At 72.8% G+C, this 22,575-nt stretch carries 19 protein-coding genes, 1 pseudogene and 1 riboswitch; of the genes and pseudogenes, 13 read left to right on the top strand and 7 right to left on the bottom strand.

What is annotated here, in order from left to right:
- Positions 1-238: 238 nt before the first annotated feature.
- On the bottom strand, positions 239-1,837 hold the full coding sequence (locus QFZ58_RS28070; RefSeq protein WP_307127686.1) for an ABC-F family ATP-binding cassette domain-containing protein: 1,599 nt from the start codon (positions 1,835-1,837) through the stop codon (positions 239-241).
- 265 nt (positions 1,838-2,102) lie between these two features.
- On the opposite strand from QFZ58_RS28070, the gene QFZ58_RS28065 reads away from it, so the two are divergent.
- A complete protein-coding gene (locus QFZ58_RS28065; protein WP_307127685.1) occupies positions 2,103-2,513 on the top strand; it encodes a VOC family protein in 411 nt (136 codons plus the stop codon).
- A gap of 41 nt (positions 2,514-2,554) precedes the next feature.
- On the opposite strand, the gene QFZ58_RS28060 is transcribed toward QFZ58_RS28065, so the two are convergent.
- The 3 genes from QFZ58_RS28060 to QFZ58_RS28050 all read right to left on the bottom strand — a co-directional run bounded on the left by QFZ58_RS28060 (position 2,555) and on the right by QFZ58_RS28050 (position 5,901).
- Complete coding sequence (locus QFZ58_RS28060; RefSeq protein WP_307129017.1) at positions 2,555-3,859, bottom strand: hypothetical protein; 1,305 nt, start codon at positions 3,857-3,859, stop codon at positions 2,555-2,557.
- 185 nt (positions 3,860-4,044) lie between these two features.
- Positions 4,045-5,172 (bottom strand): alpha/beta hydrolase, encoded by a 1,128-nt coding sequence (locus QFZ58_RS28055; RefSeq protein WP_307127684.1) that lies wholly within the window; start codon positions 5,170-5,172, stop codon positions 4,045-4,047.
- Between the two features lie 69 nt (positions 5,173-5,241).
- Positions 5,242-5,901 (bottom strand): class II aldolase/adducin family protein, encoded by a 660-nt coding sequence (locus QFZ58_RS28050; protein WP_307127683.1) that lies wholly within the window; start codon positions 5,899-5,901, stop codon positions 5,242-5,244.
- A gap of 309 nt (positions 5,902-6,210) precedes the next feature.
- Here QFZ58_RS28050 and QFZ58_RS28045 point away from each other — a divergent pair, with 309 nt between their 5' ends.
- The 7 genes from QFZ58_RS28045 to QFZ58_RS28015 all read left to right on the top strand — a co-directional run bounded on the left by QFZ58_RS28045 (position 6,211) and on the right by QFZ58_RS28015 (position 14,730).
- Positions 6,211-7,473 (top strand): inorganic phosphate transporter, encoded by a 1,263-nt coding sequence (locus QFZ58_RS28045; RefSeq protein ID WP_307127682.1) that lies wholly within the window; start codon positions 6,211-6,213, stop codon positions 7,471-7,473.
- Positions 7,474-7,484: 11 nt separating this feature from the next.
- The gene (locus tag QFZ58_RS28040; protein WP_307127681.1) at positions 7,485-7,706 is read left to right on the top strand and encodes a hypothetical protein; all 222 of its coding nucleotides are present in this window, start codon (positions 7,485-7,487) and stop codon (positions 7,704-7,706) included.
- Positions 7,707-7,857: 151 nt separating this feature from the next.
- Positions 7,858-7,988, top strand: a riboswitch (cobalamin riboswitch).
- 128 nt (positions 7,989-8,116) lie between these two features.
- On the top strand, positions 8,117-9,064 hold the full coding sequence (locus QFZ58_RS28035; RefSeq protein ID WP_307127680.1) for a cobalamin biosynthesis protein: 948 nt from the start codon (positions 8,117-8,119) through the stop codon (positions 9,062-9,064).
- Positions 9,061-10,758: a cobyric acid synthase gene (locus QFZ58_RS28030; RefSeq protein WP_307127679.1), complete on the top strand. Its 1,698-nt coding sequence runs from the start codon at positions 9,061-9,063 to the stop codon at positions 10,756-10,758. The genes QFZ58_RS28035 and QFZ58_RS28030 overlap by 4 nt, the downstream gene beginning before the upstream one ends.
- On the top strand, positions 10,755-12,782 hold the full coding sequence (locus tag QFZ58_RS28025) for a putative cobaltochelatase (protein ID WP_307127678.1): 2,028 nt from the start codon (positions 10,755-10,757) through the stop codon (positions 12,780-12,782). Before QFZ58_RS28030 ends, QFZ58_RS28025 begins: the two co-directional genes overlap by 4 nt.
- Positions 12,782-13,390, top strand: a complete 609-nt coding sequence (gene cobO, locus QFZ58_RS28020; protein WP_307127677.1) for a cob(I)yrinic acid a,c-diamide adenosyltransferase — start codon at positions 12,782-12,784, stop codon at positions 13,388-13,390. The genes QFZ58_RS28025 and cobO overlap by 1 nt, the downstream gene beginning before the upstream one ends.
- Positions 13,384-14,730 (top strand): cobyrinate a,c-diamide synthase, encoded by a 1,347-nt coding sequence (locus QFZ58_RS28015; protein WP_307127676.1) that lies wholly within the window; start codon positions 13,384-13,386, stop codon positions 14,728-14,730. Before cobO ends, QFZ58_RS28015 begins: the two co-directional genes overlap by 7 nt.
- A gap of 2 nt (positions 14,731-14,732) precedes the next feature.
- On the opposite strand, the gene QFZ58_RS28010 is transcribed toward QFZ58_RS28015, so the two are convergent.
- Positions 14,733-15,455: a ZIP family metal transporter gene (locus tag QFZ58_RS28010; RefSeq protein WP_307127675.1), complete on the bottom strand. Its 723-nt coding sequence runs from the start codon at positions 15,453-15,455 to the stop codon at positions 14,733-14,735.
- A 170-nt stretch (positions 15,456-15,625) separates the two neighbouring features.
- On the opposite strand from QFZ58_RS28010, the gene cobC reads away from it, so the two are divergent.
- A complete protein-coding gene (gene cobC / locus QFZ58_RS28005; protein WP_307127674.1) occupies positions 15,626-17,137 on the top strand; it encodes an Rv2231c family pyridoxal phosphate-dependent protein CobC in 1,512 nt (503 codons plus the stop codon).
- A gap of 116 nt (positions 17,138-17,253) precedes the next feature.
- Here cobC and QFZ58_RS28000 read toward each other — a convergent pair.
- Positions 17,254-17,304: pseudogene (locus QFZ58_RS28000) on the bottom strand (hypothetical protein); the annotation flags it as partial.
- A 182-nt stretch (positions 17,305-17,486) separates the two neighbouring features.
- A complete protein-coding gene (locus tag QFZ58_RS27995; RefSeq protein WP_307127673.1) occupies positions 17,487-18,587 on the bottom strand; it encodes an amidohydrolase family protein in 1,101 nt (366 codons plus the stop codon).
- Between the two features lie 137 nt (positions 18,588-18,724).
- Between QFZ58_RS27995 and QFZ58_RS27990 the strand changes: the two genes are divergently transcribed.
- The 4 genes from QFZ58_RS27990 (at position 18,725) to QFZ58_RS27975 (ending at position 22,573) form a co-directional block, all read left to right on the top strand.
- Entirely contained in the window at positions 18,725-19,831 is a 1,107-nt protein-coding gene (locus QFZ58_RS27990) for an alanine--glyoxylate aminotransferase family protein (RefSeq protein WP_307127672.1), read from the top strand.
- Positions 19,832-20,167: 336 nt separating this feature from the next.
- On the top strand, positions 20,168-20,698 hold the full coding sequence (ectA, locus tag QFZ58_RS27985; protein WP_307127671.1) for a diaminobutyrate acetyltransferase: 531 nt from the start codon (positions 20,168-20,170) through the stop codon (positions 20,696-20,698).
- A 151-nt stretch (positions 20,699-20,849) separates the two neighbouring features.
- Entirely contained in the window at positions 20,850-22,112 is a 1,263-nt protein-coding gene (gene ectB / locus QFZ58_RS27980; RefSeq protein WP_307127670.1) for a diaminobutyrate--2-oxoglutarate transaminase, read from the top strand.
- A 62-nt stretch (positions 22,113-22,174) separates the two neighbouring features.
- The gene (locus QFZ58_RS27975) at positions 22,175-22,573 is read left to right on the top strand and encodes an ectoine synthase (RefSeq protein ID WP_307127669.1); all 399 of its coding nucleotides are present in this window, start codon (positions 22,175-22,177) and stop codon (positions 22,571-22,573) included.
- Positions 22,574-22,575: the final 2 nt, after the last annotated feature.

Below are 22,575 nucleotides of genomic sequence, written 5' to 3'. Positions count from 1 at the left end.
CCGGAGCGGGCCGACACGAACGGAATGCAGGATTCCGGACGCTGTCACGGCCTTCAGGGGTGGGCGTCGGGAAGAACGGCCAGGTCAGGGCCGTACGGAAGGGCGGGCCTGACACGGGTGCGCCCGGCAGACATCTGCCGGGCGCCGCGCCGGGGTACGAGACCCGCTCACCCAGATGATGGATCACGCATGGGCCGAATGATCCAGACCCGGTGGATCACCGGGTCACCGGGCCGGATCAGGCGAGGGCCACCAGGTCCCGGTAGTCCGCGCCCCAGAGGTCCTCGACACCGTCGGGCAGCAGGATGATCCGCTCCGGCTGGAGCGCCTCGACCGCGCCCTCGTCGTGGGTGACGAGGACGACCGCGCCCTTGTAGGTGCGCAGCGCGCCGAGGATCTCCTCGCGGCTGGCGGGGTCGAGGTTGTTCGTCGGCTCGTCCAGGAGCAGGACGTTGGCGGAGGAGACCACGAGGGTGGCCAGGGCGAGACGGGTCTTCTCGCCACCCGAGAGCACTCCGGCGGGCTTGTCGACGTCGTCGCCGGAGAAGAGGAACGAACCGAGCGTCTTGCGGACCTCGACGAGGTCGAGGTCGGGCGCGGCGGAGCGCATGTTCTCCAGGACGGTGCGCTCGGGGTCCAGCGTCTCGTGCTCCTGGGCGTAGTAGCCGAGCTTGAGGCCGTGCCCCTCGATGATCTCGCCGGTGTCGGGCTTCTCGGCACCGCCGAGGAGGCGCAGCAGCGTGGTCTTGCCCGCGCCGTTGAGGCCGAGGATGACGACGCGTGAGCCCTTGTCGATGGCCAGGTCCACATCGGTGAAGATCTCGAGCGAACCGTAGGACTTGGACAGGCCCTCGGCCATCAGCGGTGTCTTGCCGCACGGGGAGGGATCGGGGAAGCGCAGCTTGGCCACCTTGTCGGAGACCCTGACGGCCTCCAGGCCGGAGAGCAGGCGCTCGGCCCGCTTGGCCATGTTCTGGGCGGCGACGGTCTTGGTCGCCTTGGCGCGCATCTTGTCAGCCTGCGAGTTGAGGGCCGCGGCCTTCTTCTCGGCGTTCTGGCGCTCGCGCTTGCGGCGCTTCTCGTCGGCCTCGCGCTGCTGCTGGTAGAGCTTCCAGCCCATGTTGTAGATGTCGATCTGGGCGCGGTTGGCGTCGAGGTAGAACACCTTGTTGACGACCGTCTCGACGAGCTCGACGTCGTGGGAGATCACGATGAAGCCGCCGCGGTAGGACTTGAGGTAGTCGCGCAGCCAGACGATGGAGTCAGCGTCCAGGTGGTTGGTGGGCTCGTCCAGGAGCAGGGTGTCGGCGTCCGAGAAGAGGATGCGGGCCAGCTCGACACGGCGGCGCTGACCGCCGGAGAGCGTGTGCAGCGGCTGGCCGAGCACCCGGTCGGGCAGGCTGAGCGCGGCGGCGATGGTGGCGGCCTCGGCCTCGGCGGCGTATCCGCCCTTGGTGAGGAACTCCGTCTCCAGGCGCTCGTACTTCTTCATCGCCTTCTCGCGGGTGGCGCCCTTGCCGTTCGCCATGCGCTCCTCGTTCTCCCGCATCCTGCGCAGGGTCTCGTCCAGCCCGCGGGCCGAGAGGATGCGGTCGCGGGCGAGGACGTCGAGGTCACCGGTGCGCGGGTCCTGCGGGAGGTAGCCGACCTCACCGCCGCGCGTGATGGTGCCGCCGGCCGGGGTCCCCTCGCCCGCGAGGCACTTGGTGAGGGTGGTCTTGCCCGCGCCGTTGCGGCCGACGAGGCCGATGCGGTCGCCCTTGGCGATGCGGAAGGAGGCGGACTCGATGAGCATGCGGGCGCCGGCGCGCAGCTCGATGCCGGAAGCGGTGATCACGGAAAAACTCCAGGGCGGTATGGACGGCGGAGGGACAGCTAGGGGCTCACGACTCGGACGCCGTTACTCATGCACAAGGAGAATTGCCATGGGGCCCAGTCTACTGGCGGTGTCCACCTGCTTTTCCCGTGCTTCCGGGCCCGTCCGGGCGCCGTTGCCCGTGGCCTGGCACCGTGCGCCGGGAAGCGCGTTGCCCGTGGCCGGTGGAAGACTGAGACACGGATCACAACGAAACGGCGGATGCGACCGGGAAGAGGTGAGCGCGATGACGGGCGCGGACGGTGTGCCGACGATCTACCCGACGATCCTGTACGAGGACGCGAAGGCCGCGATCAGGATGCTGACGCAGGGCCTGGGCTTCACGGAGGAAGCGGTCTACGAGGGTGCGAACGGCAAGGTCCTGCATGCCGAGCTGTCCTGCGGCAACGGCAGGGTGATGCTCGGCTCCAAGGGGCGCGAGGGCGTGTTCGCGACGGCGATGGCGAACGCGGGGCCTTCGGGCGTGTACGTCGTGGTGGACGAGGTGGACGAGCACCACGCGCGGGCCGTGGAGCACGGCGTGGAGATCCTCATGCCGCCCACCGACCAGGACTACGGCTCCCGGGACTTCATGGCGCGCGACGCCGAGGGCAACGTCTGGACGTTCGGGACGTACGCCCCGGGGTCCGCGGACTGACCGCCTGCCCCCGGAGCTCCGCGCGTCCGCCGCGCCCCGGCCTACGTACCGCCGGTGTGCACCTGGAAGGCCGCGCGGCGGACCGCCTTGGCAAGGGCCGGGTCCGGGTGGGCGGCGGCCAGGGCCACGAGCACCTGGACGGTGCGCGGGTGGCCGACGGCCCGGATCTCGTCCAGCAGTGCCGGGACGGTCCCCTGCACGGCGGAGTCGAGGTGGCGGACGAGGAGCCCCGTCTCGCCGTGGTCGGCCACGGCCGCCGCGGTGTCGACCCAGAGCCAGGTGGCCTCCTCGCGGCTGAGGACGTCCTGGGCGTCGTCCGGGTCGGCTCCCTCGTACTCGGCGAGCCAGAGCAGCGCGTACGGGCGCAGCGGCGCCTCGGTGACGACGGAGCGCACCACGGGCTCGGCGGGGGCTCCGACGACGCGCAGCGCCTCGAAGGCGAGACCGCGCAGGAGGGCGTCCTCGCCCCGGGCCACGGCGAGCAGTTCGGCGACGGCGCTGCCGACGGGCCGGGCGGCCAGCCAGGCCCGGTACTCGGCGCGTGCCGGTCCGGGCGTGAGCCGCGCGCAGCCGAGCAGCATGTCGGCGGCGGACTGCTCGATGTTGCCGGCCGGGCTCTGCGCCGCGACGCAGATCTGTTCCAGCTTGACCCAGACCGCCCAGTTGCCCAGGGGGGTGAGGGTGGCGTGCCCGTCGCCGAGCGTGAGGGCCCCGACGGCGGCGAGGCCCTCCAGCGCCCAGTCGAGGAGGACGGCGTTCAGGTCCCCGGACCGCCCCGGCGCCGTGTCCGGCGCGGGCTGCTGGGGTGGCCCGTACGGCACCTCGCACCGCTCCTCCCGGAGTTCCGCGACACGCTGGCCGAGGAGGTCGAGGAGGGCGGGCACGGTGACGGGGCCCGCCGAGAGCTGCAGCAGGGAGAGCACCTGGGGCACGGCCTCGACGGCTTCGGCCACCGCGGTGGCCTCTATGCCGTCGGGTGCGGCGTGGACCAGCGACCATGCGTCGAAGAGCGCCACCCAGCCGCGGAGCACGGCGGAGTCGTCACGGTCCCAGGCGCGCAGGCGCCAGCCGCGGCGCACGGTGTCGCCGTGCAGCTCGATCAGGCCGGCGAGCCTCGCGCGGTCCCAGCCTGCCCGCACCTGGGCCGGGGAGAGCCCGAGGGTCGCAGCGGCCCGTTCGAGAGCTCCTGCGGCGAGTGGGGCGGTGCCCGGGCTCGCCCCGTCCGCGGCCCAGTGGGCGATCCGCGCGGCGTCGGCCAGCACGGCCCGGGCCTGGCGTGCCAGTTCGGCGGGGGGTGGTGTGCCCTCGGGTGGGCGGGGGGCCGGCCTGGTACGCCGGTTGGTCACGGCCTTGCGGGCAGTGGCAAGGGGTCGCGGGCGGACAAGTCGCAGCCTGGAGTCGCGCGGGTTACGGGACGTCACGGGGAGCAGTCTTGCCTCTGACGGCCCGAAAGCCCAAACGGAAGCCGGATCACAGGGGTACGGGAGGGTTTCGGCCACGGTCACCAACCGGGCCGATCCATCACATCAGCTCACATCAGGGGCGTGAGGAAGCGCCGGAGCGCCTCTTCGTAGCGTGGGGGATCGGCGTTCCACATCGCCCCGTGCGGAGCGTCCGGCACGGCGCGCAGGGTGACCATGTCGGGACGGCGGTCGGCGAGTTCCCGGGACGGCTCCCAGGGGGCCAGCGTGTCGCCGGGGCCGTGGAAGATCAGCGTCGGGGCGTGCAGGGCCGTGGGCACCGAGGTGTCCAGGAGCCGGCCGCCGTGCAGCCCGGTCTGGCCCTGGGCGGCCCGGACGGCGAGGGGCAGCAGCGCGGCGGGGACGCTGCGGGCGGCGGCCAGGGCGCGCAGGGTGACCTTCCAGTCCATGACCGGTGAGTCGAGGACGAGGCCGCTGATCCGGTCGCGCAGCGCCGAGTTGACGGCCGCGTGCAGTGCCATGGAGGCACCGGACGACCAGCCGTGGACGATGACTTTTTCGGCCCCGTAGCGCACGGCGTAGCGGATGGCCGCGTCGAGGTCGCGCCATTCGGACTCGCCGAGGTGGGAGAGCCGGTCCGGGGAGCGGGGTGCGCCGGCGTCGCCGCGGTAGGCGATGTCGAGTACCGGGAGCTGCTGGTCCTGCAGGAAGCCCAGCACGTTCATGGGGTGTTCCCGGGTGGTGCCGAGGCCGTGCACGGTGATGACCCAGGTGTCGCGGGCGCCGGGCAGGAACCAGGCGGGGAGGCTGCCCAGCTCGCCGGGGATCTCGACCTCCTTGTACGTGAGACCGAGGGCGCCCAGCGGGTCGCCGGTGTGCACTTCCGGGGTGAACCGGACCTTGACCCCGCGTTTCAGCGTGCCGCGGGTCACACGCTCCAGTCTGCGCACGACGGTGTCGGCGGAGCGGTGCGGCGCCTGGTCGGTCACGGCCCCGACGACCGCGTGGACACCGCGGCCCACCAGTCCGTACGTACCCGGGCGCAGGGCGGCGAAGGAGCGGGTCAGGGCGATCTGCCCGGCCGTCGCGGCGTGCACGGTGAGTCTGCGGTCGGCGGGGAAGGCCCGCGTCGACGCCCCGAGGGCGGCGTCGCTGGCGTACCGGCCGGCCGCGACCGCTGCCGCGCCGGCGCCGAGGATCGTGGTGACGGCCGCTGCCGTCGCTGTTGCCGGGCGCACGGCTTCAGTGTCCTGGGTACGGAGCGGCCTGCCAACCCGGCGGGGACCGTACGGTGACGGACGCGGGTGTCAGCCGGGCCGGCCGTACCCCTCCAGCGCGTCCCGCACCTCGTGCAGCTGGGCCGGGGAGAGCAGGGTGGGGCTGCGGCCGGGCACGGAGCTCGCGGTGAGCCAGAGCCTGCACATCCATTCGAGCTGGGCGGTGCGGTCGTAGGCCTCGTCGAGGCTGTCGCCGTAGGTGACGGTTCCGTGGTTGCGCAGGAGGCAGCCGGTGCGGTCGCGCAACGCTGCGAGCATGCCGTCGGCGAGTTCCCGCGTCCCGTAGCGGGCGTAGGGCGCCGTGCGGACCGGGCCGCCGAGCATCGCGGCGGCGTAGTGCACCGGGGGCACTTCCGCCACGAGGGTGGAGACGGCGGTGGCGTGCACCGCGTGGGTGTGGACGACGGCGGCGGCGGACGTGCTGTTGTAGACCGCCAGGTGGAGGGGGAGCTCGCTGGTCGGAGGGAGCTCGCCGAACACCCGCCGGCCCCGCAGGTCGACGCCGACCGCGTCCCCGGGGCCCAGCCGGTCGTAGTGCACCGCGCTGGGGGTGACCAGGACGATCTCGCCGACCCGTGCGGAGACGTTGCCCGAGGTGCCGACGACCAGCCCCTCGGACGCCGTTCTGCGGGCCGTCGCGACGACGGCGTCCCACGCCTGTTCGATCGCGTCCTGATCACGGTCGCTCATGCGGGTGATCCTAGGTCGCGCCCGGATCCGCCGGGCGGGCACGGACCACCCGGGGAGCACGGGCACCCCGAGGGGACGAAGTGAGCTAAGTCTCCTCAACGCCGCGAATCGGTCACGCCATATGTTCACCAACACCCGGCAAAGACCAGTCCTCGCACCGCCACGGGAGGGCCCGGCCGCCTCGTGCGCACACAAGCGGAACGACGCCGCACGGATGGGGTCACCGCGCCGCCCTGCCCAGTTCATCTTCCGTTCACCCAGGTTGCTTACGTTCCACGTGCCAATGACGTCGAGCGATTGCCTGGGTAAATGGAACACATCACGCTGCTGCTCGCGATCGTGATCGTGACAGCTCTAGTGTTCGATTTCACGAACGGTTTCCATGACACCGCCAACGCGATGGCCACCACCATCTCGACCGGCGCCCTCAAACCCAAGACTGCGGTGGCCATGTCCGCCGTCCTCAACCTGGTCGGCGCTTTCCTGTCGGTGGAGGTCGCCAAGACGATCTCGGGCGGGATCGTCAACGAGGACGGCCTCAGAACCGAGGTCATCTTCGCGGCGCTCGTCGGCGCCATCCTGTGGAACCTGCTGACCTGGCTGGTCGGCCTGCCGTCCAGTTCCTCCCACGCACTCTTCGGCGGTCTGATCGGCGCCGCGGTGATGTCGGCCGGCTGGTCCTCGATCGACGGCGGCACCGTCGTCACCAAGGTCCTGCTGCCCGCGATCGCCGCCCCCCTCGTCGCCGGTCTCGCCGCGCTGCTGGCCACCAAGCTGACGTACCGCCTCAACCGGAAGATCACCGACGAGGCGCAGCTGAAGTCGACCGCCAAGGGCTACCGGGCCGGGCAGATCGCCTCGGCCGGTCTCGTCTCCCTCGCCCACGGCACCAACGACGCGCAGAAGACGATGGGCATCATCACCCTGGCCCTGGTCACCGGCGGCGTCCTCGCCCCCGGCTCCAACCCGCCGGTCTGGGTCATCTGCGCCGCGGGTGTCGCCATCGCCCTCGGCACCTACCTCGGCGGCTGGCGCATCATCCGCACCATGGGCAGCGGGCTCACCGAGCTCAGGCCGCCGCAGGGCTTCGCCGCCCAGACCAGCGCGGCCACGGTCATCCTGGCCTCCTCGCACCTCGGCTTCTCCCTCTCCACCACCCAGTCCTGCTCCGGCGCCGTGATGGGCGCGGGCCTCGGACGCAAGGGAGGCGTGGTCCGCTGGTCCACCGCCACCCGGATGTTCGTCGCCTGGGGCCTGACCCTGCCGGCCGCGGGCCTGGTCGGCGCGGGCGCCGAGTTCCTGACCAAGCAGGGCGGCTGGGGCGTGGGCGTCGTCGCGGTGCTCCTCGTCGCGGGCTCGGGTGCCATCTGGTGGCTGTCCCGCCGCAAGCCGGTCGACCACACCAACGTCAACGCGCCGGACGCCGAACCGGCGGGCGTCGTCACCACCGCCATCGCCGCCGTCAGCCCGCCGCCCGTCGGCGGGGCCGTCCCGGACCTCAAGACCACCATCCCGGCCCCGGCCCCGTCGGCCGTGACCACGGCCGACCCGGCCCGACCGGCCACGGTGTAAGGACGAATCGCATGAACATCGACTGGGCAGCCCTCGGCACCGTTTTCGGCGTCAGCCTCCTGATCACCGTCGCACTGGTCGGCCTCTTCACCGTCGGCATCGTCGGTCTCGCCAAGCAGGCGCCGACGGCGCGGAGCGCCGGCTCCGGAGCACCGGCGCGCGTCGGCGCGTACGCCTGCTTCGCGCTGTGCGCGGCGGCGGTCGCGTACGGGATCTACCTGATCGTCGCCTGACCTTTCCGCACCCGATCGCCCTGGGCCGGACACACCACGTGTGTGTCCGGCCCGATGTGCGTCCGGACACTCCGCAGCCTCGCAGGTCAGCGGCAGGTTGACGGGCGTTCGCGGGGCATGGTGGACTGCCGTGGCCATGTACGGCGACAGCAGAGGAAGCCGGTGCGAATCCGGCGCGGTCCCGCCACTGTCACCGGGGAGCAGTCCCCCACACGGAAGTCACGGTCCGCCTCCGCGGACCGGAAGGCCGGGGGAGCTGTGGATCCGGAAGCCAGGAGACTCTCGTCGCCCGTCACGTCGAACCAGGGCGCGGACCCTGAGTGAGGACATATGCCATGCCTGGCTGCCGTGCGTCGGTCGCTGTTCCACCCGCCACCGGGACCCTTCGAGGCGCGACGGCCGGCTGATCCGTGCGAGCCGACCGCATATTCGCGTACGGCGCCACCGCCGGTCTGATCGGCGACCTGCTCCTCGGTGATCCCCGACGGGGTCATCCCGTCGCCGCGTTCGGACGGGCCGCGGCGGGCGTGGAGAGCCGGCTGTGGCGCGATCACCGCGGCTGGGGCGCCCTGCACGCGCTCGTGTGCGCCGGGGGCGCCGCGGGTGCCGCGGCGCTGGCCGCGCGAGCCGTACGGGACCGCCCGGCCGCCGCCGTGGCACTGACCGCCGCCGCCACCTGGTCCGTCGTCGGGGGCACCTCGCTGGGCCGCGAGGCCCGTGCCATCGGGGGCGCCCTCGCCGCCGGCGACATCGACGTGGCCCGGGAGCGGCTGCCGCACCTGTGCGGCCGCGACCCTCAGGCACTCGACGGGCAGCAGATCGCCCGCGCGGTGGTCGAGTCCGTCGCCGAGAACACCTCCGACGCCGTGGTGGGCGCCCTGGTGTGGGGCGCGCTGGGTGGCGTGCCCGGCCTGGTCGGGTTCCGGGCCGTCAACACACTGGACGCCATGGTCGGCCACCGGTCGCCGCGTCACCGGCGCTACGGCTGGGCCTCGGCCCGGCTGGACGACCTGGCCGGCTGGCCGGGCGCCCGCCTCACCGCCGCGCTCGCCGTGGCGGCCGGAGGGCGGCCCCGCGAGGCCGTACACGCCTGGCGGGCCGACGCCGGCCGGCACCCGAGCCCCAACGCGGGCCCGGTGGAGGCCGCGTTCGCGGGTGCGCTCGGCGTACGGCTCGGCGGGACCCTCGCCTACGGGGGCCGGGTCGAGCACCGGCCCGTGCTCAACGGGGAGAGCGGCCGGGACGTGCGGGCCGCGGACATCGAACGCGCGGTGCGGCTGTCGCGCCGGGTGAGTGTGCTGGCCCTCGGCGTGTGCGTCGCCGTGCGGCTGGCCGGAGGACGGAGGCGTCGGGCATGAGCGGCGGGCTGCTGATCGCGGGAACCACCTCGGACGCGGGCAAGAGCGTCGTCACGGCCGGCATCTGCCGGTGGCTGGCGCGCCGAGGGGTAAAGGTCGCGCCGTTCAAGGCGCAGAACATGTCGCTGAACTCCTTCGTCACCCGCGAGGGCGCGGAGATCGGGCGGGCGCAGGCCATGCAGGCGCAGGCCGCGCGCGTGGAGCCGACCGCGCTGATGAATCCCGTGCTGCTCAAGCCGGGGGGCGACCGGTCGAGCCAGGTCGTCCTGATGGGGAAGCCGGTCGGCGAGATGAGTGCGCGCGGTTACCACGGAGGTCGCCAGGAGGCCCTGTTCGGGACGGTCGTGGACTGTCTGGAGCAGCTTCGCGGCGCGTACGACGCCGTGATCTGCGAGGGGGCGGGCAGCCCGGCGGAGATCAATCTGCGGCGCACGGACATCGTGAACATGGGCGTCGCGCGTGCGGCGCGCTTCCCCGTTCTCGTCGTCGGGGACATCGACCGCGGAGGCGTCTTCGCGTCGTTCTTCGGCACGACGGCTCTGCTGAGCGCCGAGGACCAGTCGCTGATCGCCGGCTACCTGGTGAACAAGTTCAGGGGCGACGTCTCGCTGCTGGAGCCGGGTCTGGACATGCTGTACGGGCTCACGGGGCGCCGTACGTACGGGGTGCTGCCGTACGCGCACGGGCTGGGCATCGACGAGGAGGACGGGCTGCGCGTGTCGATGCGCGGTGCCGTGCGGGAGTCGGTCGTCGCGCCGCCGCACGGTCAGGACGTGCTGCGGGTCGCGGTGTGTGCCGTGCCGCTGATGTCGAACTTCACGGACGTCGACGCGCTGGCGGCGGAGCCGGGTGTGGTGGTGCGGTTCGTGGACCGGGCGGAGGAGCTCACGGACGCGGACCTGGTGGTCGTGCCCGGTACCCGGGGCACGGTGAAGGCTCTGGCGTGGCTGCGCGAGCGGGGGCTGGCCGAGGCGCTGCGGCGGCGGGCGGCCGAGGGGCGTCCCGTGCTGGGCATCTGCGGCGGGTTCCAGGTGCTGGGTGAGTCGATCGAGGACGACGTGGAGTCCCGGGCGGGGCTGGTCGAAGGGCTCGGACTGCTGCCGGTGCGGGTCCGCTTCGGCCGGGAGAAGGTGCTGGCCCGGCCGGCCGGCTCGGCCCTCGGGGAGCCGGTGGAGGGGTACGAGATCCATCACGGGGTCGCCGACGTGCGCGGCGGTGAGCCGTTCCTCGACGGATGCCGGGTGGGCGCGGTGTGGGGCACGCACTGGCACGGATCACTGGAGAGCGACGCGTTCCGGCGGGCGTTCCTGGCGGAGGTGGCGCGGTTCTCGGGGCGGCGGTTCGTGGCGGCTCCGGACACGAGTTTCGGCACGCTGCGTGAGGAACAGCTGGACCGGCTGGGGGATCTGATCGAGGAGCACGCGGATACGGACGCCCTGTGGCGGCTGATCGAGACGGGCGCGCCGGCGGGGCTGCCCTTCCTGGCGCCTGGGGCGCCCCGTACGCCGGGGGCGCCGGTCGGGGCGGGCGGTCCGGCTTCGGGGGCGCCCGCGGCGGGGCCTGCGCCCTGCCCCCCTCCTGCCCGTGACCGGGGCTCCGCCCCGAAGGCCGGTCCTCGATCGCCGGACGGCCGCGAGGTGTCCCGGGACGCGGGGATCGGAACCGATGTTTCTGTGCACGAGGAGGCCCTGTGAGTACGCCGTATCCCTTCACCGCCATCGTCGGGCAGGACGATCTACGGCTCGGGCTGTTGCTCAACGCCGTCAGTCCGGCCGTCGGCGGTGTCCTCGTGCGGGGGGAGAAGGGCACGGCCAAGTCCACCGCCGTGCGGGCCCTGGCCGCGCTCATGCCCGAGGTCCGGGTGGTGGCCGGGTGCCGCTTCTCCTGTGATCCGGGGGCGCCCGATCCGGCGTGCCCGGACGGGCCCCACGAGGCCGACACCGGCGTCGCGCGGCCGGCGCGGACGGTGGAGCTGCCGGTCGGCGCGTCGGAGGACCGGCTCGTGGGCGCGCTCGACATCGAGCGGGCGCTCTCGGAGGGCGTGAAGGCCTTCGAGCCGGGGCTCCTCGCGGACGCGCACCGGGGGATCCTGTACGTGGACGAGGTCAATCTGCTCCACGACCACCTGGTGGACCTCCTGCTCGACGCCGCGGCCATGGGTGCCTCCTACGTCGAGCGTGAGGGCGTCTCCGTACGCCATGCGTCGCGTTTCCTGCTGGTCGGGACGATGAACCCCGAAGAGGGCGAACTCCGGCCGCAGTTGCTCGACCGCTTCGGGCTGACCGTCGAGGTCGCCGCTTCCCGTGACACCGACCTGCGCGTCGAGGTCGTCCGGCGACGGCTCGCGTACGACGACGACCCGGCCGCCTTCGCCGCACGGTGGGCCGACGAGGAGGGGGCGCTGCGCGAACGGATCGCCGCCGCCCGCGCCCTGTTGCCCCAGGTGGTACTCGGGGACGGTGTGCTGCGTCAGATCGCGGCGACGTGCGCGGCGTTCGAGGTCGACGGCATGCGGGCCGACATCGTCATGGCCCGTACCGCGACCGCGCTCGCCGCGTGGGCGGGGCGCTCGGAGGTCACCGCGGAGGACGTGAGGCAGGCCGCACTCCTGGCCCTCCCCCACCGGCGCCGCCGCAATCCGTTCGACGCGCCGGGTCTCGACGAGGAGAAGCTGGACGAGGCGCTCAGGGACGCGGACCCCGGCGGGGGCGGAGGCGACGACGACCCGGAGCCCGATGGGCCGGGTGGCGGAGGGGTGCCCCCTCAGGGGGGCGAGCCCGACGGCAGTCCCGGTGACGGGCGCGGGTCGGACAGCGGTGCCGACAGCGGTGCGGACAGCGGTGCGGAGGGCGGGGCGGCCTCGCCCGCGCCCGGTGGTGCGGAGCAGCGGCCCGTAGCGGCCTCGGAGCCGTTCCGTACGAAGATGCTGAGCGTGCCCGGGCTGGGCGAGGGTGCGGCCGGGCGGCGGTCGCGGGCACGGACCGAACACGGGCGGACCACCGGGGCGCGACGGCCCGAGGGTGCGCTGACGAAGCTGCACCTCGCGGCGACCGTGCAGGCCGCGGCGCCGCATCAGCGGGCGCGCGGGCGGTCCGGCCGGGGGCTCGTCGTGCGGCGGGACGATCTGCGGCAGGCGACACGGGAGGGGCGCGAGGGCAATCTCGTGCTGTTCGTCGTGGACGCCTCCGGGTCGATGGCCGCCCGGCAGCGGATGAGCGCCGTGAAGGGCGCGGTGATGTCGCTGCTCCTGGACGCCTACCAGCGGCGCGACAAGGTGGGCCTGGTGACCTTCCGGGGCAAGGACGCCGAGGTGGTGCTGCCGCCCACGTCGTCGGTGGACGCCGCGGCGGCGCGCCTGGAGTCGCTGCCGACAGGAGGGCGCACCCCGCTGGCCGCCGGCCTGCTGAGGGCGCACGACGTGCTGCGGGTGGAGCGGCTGCGCGACCCCTCGCGGCGGCCGCTGCTCGTCGTGGTGACGGACGGGCGGGCGACCGGGGGCGTCGACCCGGTGGCGCTCGCCGGGCGGGCCGGGCGCCTGCACGCCGCTCAGGGCACGGCGTCCGTCGTCGTGGACTGCGAGTCGGGGCTCGTGCGCCTCGGTCTCGCCGCACAGCTCGCCCGGGATCTGGGGGGTACCGCGGTCACGCTCGACGAACTGCGGGCCGACTCGATCGCCGGGCTGGTCAAGGACGTACAAGCAGCCGGGAGGGCCGCGTAATGCCACAGGGACAGCCGGTATCGGTGCCGGACGACGGACTCACCACCCGTCAGCGGCGCAACCGCCCGCTTCTCTTCGTCCACACGGGGGTCGGCAAGGGCAAGTCGACCGCGGCCTTCGGTCTCGCGCTGCGTGCCTGGAACCAGGGCTGGCCGATCGGGGTGTTCCAGTTCGTGAAGTCGGCGAAGTGGAAGGTCGGCGAGGAGAACGCGCTGAAGGTGCTCGGGGCGAGCGGCGAGGGCGGCACCGTCGCCTGGCACAAGATGGGCGAGGGCTGGTCGTGGGTGCAGCGCGGCATCCACGGGGACAACTCCGACAACGAGGAGAAGGCCCGCGAGGGCTGGGAGCAGGTCAAGCGGGACCTCGCGGCCGAGACGTACAAGCTGTACGTGCTCGACGAGTTCGCGTATCCGATGCACTGGGGCTGGATCGACACCGACGAGGTCGTCGAGGTGATGAGGAACCGGCCGGGGACGCAGCACGTGGTGATCACCGGGCGCAACGCTCCCGCGAAGCTGGTGGAGGCCGCGGATCTGGTGACCGACATGTCCAAGGTCAAGCACCCGATGGACGCCGGCCAGAAGGGTCAGAGGGGCATCGAGTGGTGAGTGTCCCCCGTCTGGTCATAGCCGCGCCGGCGTCGGGCAGCGGCAAGACCACGGTCGCCACCGGGCTGATGGCGGCGTTCGCGGGGCGCGGCCTCGCCGTGTCCCCGCACAAGGTGGGCCCCGACTACATCGACCCCGGGTACCACGCCCTGGCCACCGGCCGTCCGGGCCGCAATCTCGACGCGTACATGTGCGGGCCAGAGCTGATGGCCCCTCTGTTCGCCCACGGCTCGGCCGGCTGCGACCTGGCGGTCGTCGAAGGCGTGATGGGGCTGTACGACGGCGCCTCGGGGCAGGGTGAACTGGCGTCGACGGCGCAGGTGTCGAAGCTGCTGCGGGCGCCGGTCGTCCTGGTCGTCGACGCCTCGTCCCAGTCCCGCTCCGTCGCCGCCCTCGTGCACGGTTTCGCCTCCTGGGATCCGCAGGTGCGGATCGGCGGGGTGATCCTGAACAAGGTGGCATCCGACCGCCACGAGGCGCTGCTGCGGGAGGCGCTGGACGAGTCGGGGCTGCCGGTCCTCGGGGTGCTGCGCAGGGCCCCGCAGGTGGCGACTCCCTCGCGTCACCTGGGCCTGGTGCCGGTCGCCGAACGGCAGGCGGACGCCGTCGAGGCCGTACGGGCCATGGGTGAACGCGTGCGGGAGGGCTGTGATCTGGACGCCCTGCTGGCGCTGGCCAGATCGGCCCCCGGGCTGCCGGACGAGGTGTGGGAACCGGAGCGGCGGGCCGTCGGGGGGCCCCGGCCGGTGGTGGCCGTGGCCGGCGGGGCCGCGTTCACGTTCGCGTACGCGGAGCACGCCGAGCTGCTGGCGGCCGCCGGTGCGGAGGTGGCTGTCTTCGATCCGTTGCGCGACGAGAAGCTGCCCGCGGGCACGGCGGGGCTGGTCATCGGCGGGGGCTTCCCCGAGGTGTACGCCCCGGAGCTGTCGGCGAACGAGCCGCTGCGCGGGGCCGTGACCGCGCTGGCCCGGGCGGGCGCCCCGGTGGCCGCGGAGTGTGCGGGGTTGCTGTACCTGGCCCGTGAGCTGGACGGGCGCCCGATGTGCGGGGTGCTGGACGCCTCGGCCCGGATGTCGCAGCGGCTGACTCTGGGCTACCGGCAGGCGGTGGCGCTGTCCGACAGCGTGCTGGCGGTGGCGGGGACCAGGCTGCGGGGGCACGAGTTCCACCGGACGGTGCTGGAGCCGGGGGCGGGTGCCACGCCCGCCTGGGGTCTGCACCAGCCGGAGCGGCGGGTGGAGGGCTTCGTGCAGGGGGGTGTGCACGCGAGTTATGTGCATACGCACTGGGCGGCCTCGCCGGCGGTGGCGCGGCGTTTCGTGGAGCGGTGCGGCGGATGACCTCATTCCGCGATGCCCACCACCAGCCAGATGAAGCCCACTCCCGCGACCGTGCACAGCAGTGTGGAGCGGGCCGGGTGCTCGTGGTGCGCCTCGGGCAGGATCTCGGCCGCGGCGAGGTAGAGCAGCGCCCCGCCGAAGAAGCCGAGATAGCAGCCGAGCAGTTCCTCCGGAAGGGTGAACAGCAAGGTGGTCGCCGCGCCCAGGATCGGCGCGAGCGCGTCCGCGTACAGCATGAGGAGCGCCTTGCGGCGGGCGTTCCCGTACAGGCTGGTGAGCGTGTACGTGTTGAACCCGTCGGCGAAGTCGTGGGTGATGACGGCGAGCGCCACCGCGGCACCCATTCCGCCGCCGACCTGGAAGGCGGCGCCGAGCGCGACGCCGTCCATCAGGCTGTGGCCCACCATCGCGGCCGCCGCGGTCAGTCCGACCTGCGGCACCCGCTCCTCGCTCGCGCCGTGTGCCGCCTGGCGTACGGCCAGCGAACGCTCGACGAGATGGGCCACCAGGAAGCCGCCCACGAAGAGCAGCAGGGCGGCGGGTACCCCGAAGACCTGCCCGCCCGCCGCCTCCATCGCCTCGGGCAGCAAGTCCAGGCCGACGACGCCGAGCATCAGCCCTCCGGCCAGGCCGAGCACGAGGTGGCGGCGGTCGCTGACGCGTTGCGCGACCCAGCCGCCCGCCAGAGTCATCAGGAACGCGCCGAGCGCGACGATTACCGCCATGGGCCCTTGCTAGCCGATTGACCCCGGTGCCCGCACCTCAGGCCACCCTCACCCGCGTGCGCGGCGGACGCCGGCCCTGTTCACCCGTGGCCGCCGTTCCCCTGTTCCCCCGCTTCCCTGTCGCCCTGTCCCTCTGTTCCCCTCACGTGTTCGTCCGGAAGGCTCCGCCCATGACCCGTGCCGTTCTCGTCGTCGGCGTCGGTGCCCGCCCGGGGGTTCCGGCCGATGAGGTGTTCGAGCTGGTCGAGGAGGCGCTGCGCGCGGGTGGTCTCACGGCGGCGGACGTGGTGGAGCTGGCCACGCTCGACACCAAGGCGGACGAGCCGGGGATCGTGGAGACGGCGGCACGGCTCGGCGTTCCCGTGCGCCCGTGCACGGCCGCCGCGCTGGCCGCCGTACGCGTACCGAACCCTTCGGGGACACCGCACGCCGCCGTGGGGACGCCGTCGGTCGCGGAGGCCGCCGCGCTGGCCGGTGCGCACGAACTCCTCGTCCCCAAGAGGAAGTCGGCTTCGGCGACCTGCGCGGTGGCCCGCCGGTATCCATGGACCGGCACCCCGCCGTCGACGAATGGCGCCGAGCCGTCCACCATGGCTGCCATGCTGCCCCCCACTAAGCACATCGAGAGCGCCGGGCCCGATCTGCGGCACCACGGCGACGCGGAAGTACGCGGCCTGGATCTGACCGACCTCGCCGTGAACGTTCGGACCGGAACGCCTCCGGACTGGCTGCGGGAGCGAATAGCCGCGTCGCTGGGCTCGCTCGCCGCCTACCCGGACGGGCGGCCGGCGCGGGCGGCGGTCGCCGCACGGCACGGGCTGCCCGAGGAGCGGGTCCTGCTCACTGCGGGCGCGGCCGAGGCCTTCGTGCTGATCGCGCGGGCGCTGCCGACGAGACGGCCTGTCGTCGTGCACCCGCAGTTCACCGAGCCCGAGGCGGCGTTGCGCGCGGCCGGGCACGAGGTCGGGCGGGTGCTCCTGCGTCCGGGGGACGGTTTCCGGCTGGATCCGGCGGCGGTTCCGGAGGACGCGGACCTGGTGGTGGTCGGGAATCCGACCAACCCGACGTCCGTGCTCCATCCCGCGGGCGTGCTGGAGCAACTGGCGCGGCCCGGGCGGACCCTGGTGGTCGACGAGGCGTTCATGGACGCCGTCCCGGGCGAGCGGGAGGCCCTGTGCGGGCGGCAGGACATCCCGGGGCTCGTCGTGCTGCGGAGCCTGACCAAGACCTGGGGGCTGGCGGGCCTGCGGATCGGCTACGTACTGGCCGAGCCCGCGACCGTCGCCCTGCTGCAGGAGGCACAGCCGCTGTGGCCGGTGTCCTCCCCCGCGCTGGCCGCGGCCGAGGCCTGCATGGAACCCCGCGCACTGGTCGAGGCGGCCGAGGCGGCGGACCGGATCGCGGTGGACCGCGCGCATCTGCTGGCCGGGCTCGCGGAGTTCAGCGAGGTTCGGGTGGTGGAGCCGGCCGCGGGTTCGTTCGTGCTGGTCGGGCTGGACCGGGCGGACGAGGTACGGGAACTGCTGCGGTCACGGGGGTTCGCGGCACGGCGCGGCGACACGTTTCCGGGGCTGGGCCGCGAGTGGCTCCGGCTGGCCGTACGCGACCGGGTGACGACCAACAGGTTCCTGCAGGCGCTGGACCTGGCGCTGCAGGGGTTGCCCCGGCGGGCGGCGGGCTGACGGTCCCGGTGGGGAGCGGTGCTCATGCGTGTGAGCACCGCTCCCCCGCCGGTCTCGGCCCGCCCCCTCGGCGTGATCGGTTCCGGGCGCGCCGGCGGGCGACGATCGTGGCCGCGTCACCGGCGGCCGGGCACGAGGACCGCCCCACCCGCGATGTACGGGGTCGAGGAGCCGGCACCGGTCTCGCCGAGGTCGCCGGTGCCGGAGGCCCGGACCGGCGGGTGCGGGCCGGGGCCGGGTCCGGGCCGGGTCCGGGCCGGGTCCGGGGCTTCACGCCGCCGATGCCGTCGCCCGTGCCGGCGGGAGTCGCCCGACGTCGCTGCCGGTCAGCACGGCGCCCGGCGGGCGGTCAGCCGACGACCCGCCCGTCGAGCACCACCCTCCGGGGCGCCGCCAGTACCCGCACGTCCGCCCGCGGATCCTCGTCGTACACCACCAGGTCCGCCGGAGCCCCCTCCTCCAGCCCCGGCCGGCCCAGCCACTGCCGTGCGCCCCAGGTGGTCGCGGAGAGCGCCTCGAGGGGCGGGATGCCGGCCTTCACCAGTTCGGCGACCTCGGCCGCCACCAGGCCGTGGGCCAGCGAGCCGCCCGCGTCCGTACCGACGAAGACGGGGATGCCCGCGTCGTACGCGGCCCGCACGGTGTCGTAGCGGCGCGCGTGGAGCCGCCGCAGGTGGGCGGACCAGCGGGGGAACTTGGCCTCACCACCCGCCGCGAGCTCGGGGAAGGTGGCGATGTTGACCAGGGTCGGGACGATGGCGACACCGCGCTCCGCGAAGAGCGGAACGGTGTCCTCGGTCAGCCCCGTCGCGTGCTCGATGCAGTCGATGCCGGCCTCCACCAGGTCGCGCAGGGCGGCCTCGGCGAAGCAGTGGGCGGTGACCCGGGCGCCCAGCCGGTGGGCCTCGGCAATGGCCGCCTCGACCTCGCCGCGGGGCCAGCACGCGGTCAGGTCCCCGGCGTCCCGGTCGATCCAGTCACCCACCAGCTTCACCCAGCCGTCGCCGCGCCGCGCCTCCTGCGCGACGTACGCGACCAGGTCGCCGGGCTCGATCTCATGGGCGTAGTTACGGATGTAGCGGCGGGTCCTGGCGATGTGACGGCCGGCCCTGATGATCTTCGGCAGGTCCTGACGGTCGTCGATCCACCGGGTGTCGGAGGGGGATCCGGCGTCCCGGATGAGCAGCGTGCCGGCGTCCCGGTCACCGAGTGCCTGCTTCTCGCTGGTCGCCGCGTCGACGGGCCCGTGACGGTCGAGGCCGACATGGCAGTGGGCGTCGACGAGGCCGGGCAGGGCCCAGCCGGTGAGCGTCACGGCGTCGTCCGCGCCGGGCGGCCGGTCGTAGGTGATCCGCCCGCCGACGGCCCAGAGCCCGTCCCTGACGTCGTCCGGGCCGGCGAGCACCCGCCCCTCGACCCGCAGCACCCGCGCCGTCTCGTGATCACTCATGACAGCACTGTACGAGGCGCTCCGGCGCGGCCCCCCGGGGGCGCCGGGCACGGGCTGGCCCGTGAGCCCCGGCGGGACACGCTTACCCTCGACACAGGAACCGACCGCGGACCGACCGACCCGAAGAGAGCACCGCCGTGACCCACCCCCTCCTCGACCTCCCCCCGCTCACCGCCGCCCGCTTCGCGGAGATCGAGCGCCGGGTGGCCGCCCTCCTCGCCACCGAGCAGGACGTCGTCATCATGCAGGGCGAGGCGTTGCTGCCGCTCGAGGGATGCATCCGGGGCGGTGCCGGGCCCGGTTCGACCGCGCTGAACGTGGTCACCGGACCCTACGGCCAGACGTTCGGCAACTGGCTGCGGGACTGCGGCGCCGAGGTCGTCGACCTGGAGGTGCCCTTCCACTCGGCGGTGACCGCCGAACAGGTCGGTCGGGCGCTGGCGGAGCACCCGGAGATCGACTTCGTGTCGCTGGTGCACGCCGAGGCCGCCACCGGCAACACCAATCCGGTCGCGGAGATCGGCGAGGTGGTCCGGGACCACGGCGCCCTGTTCATGCTCGACGCCGTCGCGTCGGTGGGCGCCGAGCCGCTGCTGCCGGACGCCTGGGGCGTCGATCTGTGCGTGATCGGAGCCCAGAAGGCGATGGGCGGACCCGCCGGTGTCTCGGCCGTGTCCGTCAGCGGGCGGGCGTGGGAGCGGATGGCCGCCAACCCGAAGGCTCCGCGTCACTCGTACCTCTCGCTGCTCGACTGGAAGGCCCGCTGGATCGACGGTGGCCGCAGGGCGCTGCCGCACGCCCCCGCGCAGCTGGAGATGCTGGCCCTGGAGGCGTGCCTGGAGCGGATCGAGGCAGCGGGGCCGGATGTGGTGATGGGGCGTCACGCGTCGGCGGCAGCGGCGGTCAGGGCCGGCGCCGTGGCACTCGGCGGCGGCCTGGAGCCGTACGTCCACGACGCGCGGAACGCGGCCCCCGTCGCCACGACGCTGCGCGTCCCCGCGGGCACCGATGCCACCTCGCTGGTGGCCGCGGCACTCGACGCCGAGCCCGGGCTGCCCCTGATCGCCGGCGGCGGAGCCCTGGCGAAGGAGATGATCCGGGTCAACCACTACGGCCCCGACGCGACGGCCGGTGTGGTGCGGTCCTCGCTCGAGGCCCTGGGGGCGGCGCTGGCCGGCGCCGGCCGGGAGGTCGATCCGGATGCTGCCCGCAAGGCCGTCGCGGAAACCTTTGCGGACCACTGAATTCGATAATCCCACGTGAATTAACAAGTGCGGGGAACTGCTTCGACCGGAGCAGCTCCCCGCATTCTTTTGCCCGCTTTCACGATACGTAAACACCTCAGATTCCAGCGGTCCGGCCGGGGTGCGATCCACGCGATTCGATCGGATGCCGAGAGAGTTACGGGCGTGTGACCGACTCCACATCGAACACGTTTTGCCGGATAAATTCCGCCCAAACACGACAATAAGGTGCCGATTCACGCTCAGGCACGCGCCCGCGTGATAACACAACGACGCTTCTCGCCCAACCCCCTGCGGCGATGCAATTTTGAAATTTGCTGGGTAAATTCAATTCACATGACCGCCGCGCCAGCAGACTTTGCAAGTGCCCGAAACGAATTCCTCAGAATCGACACACCACGAGTGGAGGACGGAGCCGCGATCTGGCGCATAGCCCGCGACTCCCAGGTCCTGGACCTCAACTCCTCGTACAGCTACCTGTTGTGGTGCCGTGACTTCGCGGCGACCTCCGTGGTCGCCCGCGACGAGAACGGCGAGCCGATCGCCTTCGTGACGGGATACGTACGCCCGGACCGCCCCCAGACGCTCGTCGTCTGGCAGGTGGCGGTCGACGAGAGCCACCGCGGGAAGGGACTGGCCGCCACACTGCTGGACGCGCTGGCCGCCCGGGTCGCCGCCGACCAGGGGCTCGATGCGGTCGAGACGACCATCACCCCGGACAACACCGCGTCCGAGCGGCTGTTCACCTCCTTCGCGCAGCGCCACGACGTGGCCCTGGAGCGTGAAGTGCTCTTCTCCGGGGATCTGTTCCCCGAGGACACGCACCTGCCGGAGGTGCTGTTCCGCATCGGTCCGTTCCACTCCTGAACGCACCGCGGCACACCTCCGCGCACCACCCGGCACATCCGGCCGGCCCGCCGCGACCACGCGGGGACCGCCTCACCGAGACCTCGCTTCCCGGCCGTGGAAGCACGCTGCACCGCCGTCCGTCACACCCCCCTCGACCAGGAGATCAGCTGTGACCATCACCCCGCCCGCCCTGAGTGTCTTCGAGAGCCTGGAATCGGAAGTACGCAGCTACTGCCGCAGCTGGCCCGCCGTCTTCGACCGGGCGCAGGGTGCCCGGCTCACGGACGAGGACGGGCACTCGTACCTGGACTTCTTCGCGGGTGCCGGTTCGCTCAACTACGGGCACAACAACCCGGTGCTGAAACGCGCGCTGATCGACTACATCGAGCGTGACGGCATCACCCACGGCCTGGACATGGCCACGACGGCCAAGCGGGCGTTCCTCGAGACGTTCGAGAACGTGATCCTGCGCCCGCGTGACCTGCCGTACAAGGTGATGTTCCCCGGCCCGACGGGTACGAATGCCGTCGAGTCGGCGCTGAAGCTCGCCCGTAAGGTCAAGGGCCGCGAGTCCGTCGTCTCGTTCACCAACGCCTTCCACGGCATGTCGCTGGGCTCGCTCGCCGTGACCGGCAACGCCTTCAAGCGGGCCGGTGCCGGCATCCCGCTGGTGCACGGCACCCCGATGCCGTTCGACAACTACTTCGACGGCCAGGTTCCCGACTTCCTGTGGTTCGAGCGCCTCCTGGAGGACCAGGGCTCCGGCCTGAACAAGCCCGCCGCGGTGATCGTGGAGACCGTGCAGGGTGAGGGCGGCATCAACGTGGCCCGCGCCGAGTGGCTGCGGGCGCTGCAGGAGCTGTGCCACCGCCAGGACATGCTCCTGATCGTCGACGACATCCAGATGGGCTGCGGCCGGACCGGCGGCTTCTTCTCCTTCGAGGAGGCCGGCATCGTCCCGGACATCGTCACGCTGTCGAAGTCCATCAGCGGCTACGGCCTTCCGATGTCCCTGTGCCTGTTCAAGGGCGAGCTGGACATCTGGGAGCCGGGCGAGCACAACGGCACCTTCCGCGGCAACAACCCGGCCTTCGTCACCGCCGCCGCCACGCTCGACGCCTACTGGGCCGACGGCCAGATGGAGAAGCAGACCCTGGCCCGCGGCGAGCAGGTCGAGCAGACCCTGCTGGCGATCTGCGGCGAGGAGGAGACCGCGCAGTTCCGTGGCCGTGGCCTGGTCTGGGGTCTGGAGTTCACCGACCCGGAGCGTGCGTCCGCCGTCTGCAAGCGCGCCTTCGAGCTGGGCCTGCTGCTGGAGACCTCCGGTCCGCAGAGCGAGGTCGTCAAGCTGCTCCCGCCGCTGACCATCACCCCCGACGAGCTGGACGAGGGCCTGCGCACGCTGGCCCGTTCCGTCCGCGAGACCGCCTGAACGGGTACGCCCCGCAGCAGGCAGCACCTGAGAAGCACAGAAGAGAAAGGCACCATCACACCGTGATCGTCCGATCGTTCAGTGACATCGAGAACACCGACCGGCACGTCAAGTCGGCTTCCGGCACCTGGGAGAGCAAGCGCATCGTGCTCGCCAAGGAGAAGGTGGGCTTCTCGCTCCACGAGACCGTCCTCTACGCGGGCACGGAGACGTCGATGTGGTACGCGAACCACATCGAGGCCGTGCTGTGCACCGAGGGCGAGGCCGAACTCACCAACGACGAGACCGGCGAGAAGCACTGGATCTCGCCGGGCACGATGTACCTGCTGGACGGGCACGAGCACCACACGCTGCGGCCCAAGACCGACTTCCGCTGCGTCTGCGTCTTCAATCCCCCCGTCACCGGACGGGAGGACCACGACGAGAACGGTGTCTATCCGCTGCTGACAGAGGAGGGCTGAAC

The sequence above is a fragment of the Streptomyces sp. B1I3 genome (assembly GCF_030816615.1).
GTDB lineage: Bacteria > Actinomycetota > Actinomycetes > Streptomycetales > Streptomycetaceae > Streptomyces.
This window is presented reverse-complemented; position numbering and strand designations above follow the sequence as displayed.

Coding starts and splice junctions, on each gene's coding strand:
- QFZ58_RS28065 (WP_307127685.1), top strand. CDS start 2,103: ATGACGGGCGCGGACGGTGTGCCGACGATCTACCCGACGATCCTGTAC.
- QFZ58_RS28050 (WP_307127683.1), bottom strand. CDS start 5,901: ATGAGCGACCGTGATCAGGACGCGATCGAACAGGCGTGGGACGCCGTC.
- QFZ58_RS28045 (WP_307127682.1), top strand. CDS start 6,211: ATGGAACACATCACGCTGCTGCTCGCGATCGTGATCGTGACAGCTCTA.
- QFZ58_RS28040 (WP_307127681.1), top strand. CDS start 7,485: ATGAACATCGACTGGGCAGCCCTCGGCACCGTTTTCGGCGTCAGCCTC.
- QFZ58_RS28030 (WP_307127679.1), top strand. CDS start 9,061: ATGAGCGGCGGGCTGCTGATCGCGGGAACCACCTCGGACGCGGGCAAG.
- cobO (WP_307127677.1), top strand. CDS start 12,782: ATGCCACAGGGACAGCCGGTATCGGTGCCGGACGACGGACTCACCACC.
- QFZ58_RS28010 (WP_307127675.1), bottom strand. CDS start 15,455: ATGGCGGTAATCGTCGCGCTCGGCGCGTTCCTGATGACTCTGGCGGGC.
- cobC (WP_307127674.1), top strand. CDS start 15,626: ATGACCCGTGCCGTTCTCGTCGTCGGCGTCGGTGCCCGCCCGGGGGTT.
- QFZ58_RS27995 (WP_307127673.1), bottom strand. CDS start 18,587: ATGAGTGATCACGAGACGGCGCGGGTGCTGCGGGTCGAGGGGCGGGTG.
- ectA (WP_307127671.1), top strand. CDS start 20,168: ATGACCGCCGCGCCAGCAGACTTTGCAAGTGCCCGAAACGAATTCCTC.